At 37.2% G+C, this 3,786-nt stretch carries 3 protein-coding genes and 1 pseudogene; 2 read left to right on the top strand and 2 right to left on the bottom strand.

What is annotated here, in order from left to right; translation table 11 throughout:
- Positions 1–395 precede the first annotated feature (395 nt).
- Entirely contained in the window at positions 396–542 is a 147-nt protein-coding gene (locus F6K13_RS23065) for a hypothetical protein (protein ID WP_287288509.1), read from the top strand.
- Between the two features lie 111 nt (positions 543–653).
- On the opposite strand, the gene F6K13_RS23070 is transcribed toward F6K13_RS23065, so the two are convergent.
- Positions 654–1,049 carry a Uma2 family endonuclease gene (locus F6K13_RS23070; RefSeq protein WP_124143086.1) on the bottom strand — a complete coding sequence of 132 codons (396 nt, stop codon included), beginning with the start codon at positions 1,047–1,049 and terminating at the stop codon, positions 654–656.
- Positions 1,006–1,527, bottom strand: a pseudogene (locus F6K13_RS23075) (protein kinase); the annotation flags it as partial. The gene F6K13_RS23070 and the pseudogene F6K13_RS23075, both read right to left, overlap by 44 nt.
- 236 nt (positions 1,528–1,763) lie before the next feature.
- On the opposite strand from F6K13_RS23075, the gene glgX reads away from it, so the two are divergent.
- Positions 1,764–3,786, top strand: a 2,023-nt coding sequence (gene glgX / locus F6K13_RS23080) for a glycogen debranching protein GlgX (RefSeq protein WP_287288511.1), incomplete at its 3' end; no start/stop codon positions are given.

Genomic DNA, 3,786 nt, shown 5'->3' on the forward strand with positions numbered 1-3,786 from the left:
CCAATAATAAAATAGTATCATGGTTATTTAGGGAGTGCAAGGCAAAATCCATCGCCGTTTTTTTTGGAGCTTAATAAAATGATTGTAGGATAACAATAGAAGTAGCGATTGCCACAAGAGAGAAGAAAAAGTGGCAGTAAGATTTTCCCTTGCCAGAGGTTGTTCATTCCCATATACATATTCCATTGAGAGGCTGCACAAAATGATTTTCGTGTAGATTTCTATGACAACATAGACTATACTATATTAGTTACTCTCAAAAAAATTCATTTTTTGCGTTGAATAAAAAGTCATGCGTATAGGCGAGCAATCCCTAATAATAAAATAGTATCACGGTTATTTAGGGAGTGCAAGACAAAATCCATCGCCGATTTTTTTGGAGCTTCATAAAATGATTGTGGGTGAGAGTAGGTAATGTTATAGAAGTAGCGATCGCCACCAGGAGAACAGCAGTGGGAGGAAGATTCTCCCTTGCCAGAGGTTGTTATGTATATCTTTCTGAGCTTCACAAAATGATTTTCGCTATTTTTGGGGAGATGTAAGATAAATCTCTATTTATTTTTTTTGAAGCTTGAGAGAATGATGAGGTAAATAGAGAAAAGCGCATACAAGGATTCTGCCACGGATGTACGGATGGATTAACGAGTTTATTTCTACTTCTGTTGAAATTCCTTTAATAACCAAGGATAAACTTGACCTTGGTTTGTTTGGCAACTGCGCTGAAGTGCTTCTTCTAACAAAGAAATAGCTAAACCAGGCAAAACTTGAGACTGATTAATTTTTCTACTTCCTCCATTGGCAACTGCAAAAGCAATAATTTCTAGATTCTGTACGTCAACTATCCAATATTCAGAGACATTCATTGCTTCATACAACAAACGTTTTTCACCTTTATCATCTAATAGGGAGGTATTAGCAACTTCAATGACTAGGGTTGGTGGAGGATAAATATCTAGATCGATAATAGAAGTTCCCCTTGGAATAACATTTGCATTTTCACCAATGTAACAAGAGACATCGGGTTGAGCTTCTCGAAATCCAGTTTTGATGAATTACTTGTTGAGAATGAATAAATTCCAATACAGGCAATAAACTTTTTAACAACTCTACAACTTGACTTTGATCAAAAGCTCCCGACTCTTCTAATTCCTGTTGTAAATTTTGCCCGTCGATAAATTCTTGTACTAAATACTGTCGATTATCCTGAGTAAAATATGCTAAAAGTTCGGGAATTTGTGGATGTCTACCTAAACCATCTAAACGTTGAGCTTCTTGAGCAAATAATTCCGCAGCTTTTGATAAATATTTAGTTCCTTGTGCTTGAGGAAAAAATTGTTTAATTACACAAAAAGGCTTTGAAGGTTTATATTCATCTACTGCTTGAAAAGTTCTGCCAAAACCTCCTTGCCCGATAATTTTTAGAGGGCGATAACGTTCGTTTAAAACCAATTTTTCACCACAGCTTTGACAGAATATTGTTTCTGGTGGGTTAGGTTTTAAACAGTCAGGATTTAAACATTGAGTCATTTCAGTTATCGGTTATCAGTTTTCCAGTGCGACCATCTTGCTCGCCTATTTAATAATAATACCAAACCTGTTAGGAATTGAAATTATTTTCTGGGAATTGAAATTATTTTCTGACAATTTTAATAATATTCTGGCGAGCTAGAAGCTCGCACTGGATAGCTCGCACTGGATAGCTCCCATTGGATGGCTCGCACCGTTTGCTGTTATTCTAATTATGAAGAGTTCCCGGTTGATTTATGTATGTACCTCTTTGGCCTGGAAAACCATTTCCCCTGGGAGCATCCTGGGATGGTAAAGGCACCAACTTCGCCATCTTCTCTGAAAATGCTACCAGTATAGAACTTTGCTTATTTGACAAGCAAAACCAAGAAACACGACTCACTCTGACAGAAGTAAGTAACTTTGTCTGGCATGGATATCTACCAGGTATTAGTCCTGGTCAAAAATATGGATTTCGAGTACATGGCCCCTACGAACCATCCCAAGGTCATCGTTTTAACCCCAATAAATTACTAATTGACCCTTACGCTAAAGCAATTGATGGGGATATCCTCTATGGTCAAGAAATATTTGCCTATTCTTGGGATAATCCAGAAAAAGATTTAGCTTGTACTTTAGATGATGATGCTCATCTGATGCCAAAATCTGTGGTAATTGATGAAAGTTTTGATTGGGAAAACGACAAATTATTAAACATTCCCAACCACGAAACCATAATTTATGAAATTCATCCCAGAGGATTTACTAAACTCCATCCTGATATTCCCGAAAATCTCAGGGGCACTTATGCAGGGTTAGCACATCCAACAGCGATCGCTTATTTCCAATCTTTAGGCATTACAACGGTGGAGTTAATGCCAGTACATCATTTTCTCCGATATCCAGGACATTTGGTTGATAAGGAATTATCTAATTATTGGGGTTATGACTCGATTAATTATTTTGCTCCCTACTGTGGTTATAGTTCTAGCGGTAAAGCAGGGGAGCAAGTTCGAGAATTTAAACAAATGGTCAAAGCATTGCACAATGCTGGTATTGAGGTGATATTGGATGTAGTCTACAACCATACTGGAGAAGGTAATCATCTGGGTCCGACTTTATCTTTCAAAGGTATTGATAATGCTGCCTATTATCGCTTAGTAGAAGATGAACTCCGCTACTATATGGATTTTACTGGTTGTGGTAATTCTCTCAACGTTCGTCACCCCCAGGTATTGAAGTTAATTATGGATAGTCTGCGCTACTGGGTGACGGAAATGCACGTGGATGGTTTTCGATTTGATTTAGCTTCAGCTTTGGCGCGAGAATTATATGACGTAGATACTTTGGCAGCTTTCTTTGATATTGTGCATCAAGACCCGGTTATTTCCAATGTGAAATTAATTGCGGAACCTTGGGATGTGGGAGAAGGTGGTTATCAAGTTGGGAATTTCCCCCTCTTGTGGTCAGAATGGAATGGTAAATATCGAGATGCAGTTAGAGATTTTTGGCGAGGGGAAGAGGAAACATTATCTGAATTTGCCTATCGTTTTACAGGTAGTTCTGACTTATATGCTGCTAATGGTAGATTACCTCATGCGAGTATTAATTTTGTAACTGCCCACGATGGTTTTACTCTCAACGATCTAGTTAGTTATGACGAAAAACATAACGAAGCAAATGGGGAAGATAATAATGATGGAGAAGAATATAATCGTTCTTGGAATTCTGGAGAAGAAGGAGAAACAGACGACCCCGATGTACTAAATATAAGAAACCGTCAAAGGCGTAATTTTTTAGTGACTTTAATGTTATCTCAAGGCGTACCAATGTTATTAGGTGGAGATGAATTTGGGCGGACACAAAATGGTAATAATAATGCTTATTGTCAGGATAATCAAATTTCTTGGTTGGATTGGAATTTACAAGTAGAAAATTCAGATTTATTAGATTTTACTCGACAGTTAATTTATTTCCGTTGTCAACATCCAGTATTTCATAGACGTAAGTGGTTTCAAGGTCGTGCTATTCATGGTTCGGATGTAAATGATATAGGTTGGTATAATCCTGATGGTGGAGAAATGACTGAGGAACAATGGAATATTGATTTTGCTAAAGCTGTTGGTATATTTTTAAACGGAGAGGAAATTCCTGCTAGTGGCGAACGTGGGGAAAGGATTATTGATGATAGTTCTATGATATTTTTTAATGCTCATTATGAGTTGATAGAGTTTACAATTCCTCCTAAGTTTAAAGATATAAATTGGGTGGTTATTGTTA

It is taken from the genome of Okeania sp. SIO2B9 (genome assembly GCF_010672505.1).
Lineage (GTDB): Bacteria > Cyanobacteriota > Cyanobacteriia > Cyanobacteriales > Microcoleaceae > Okeania > Okeania hirsuta.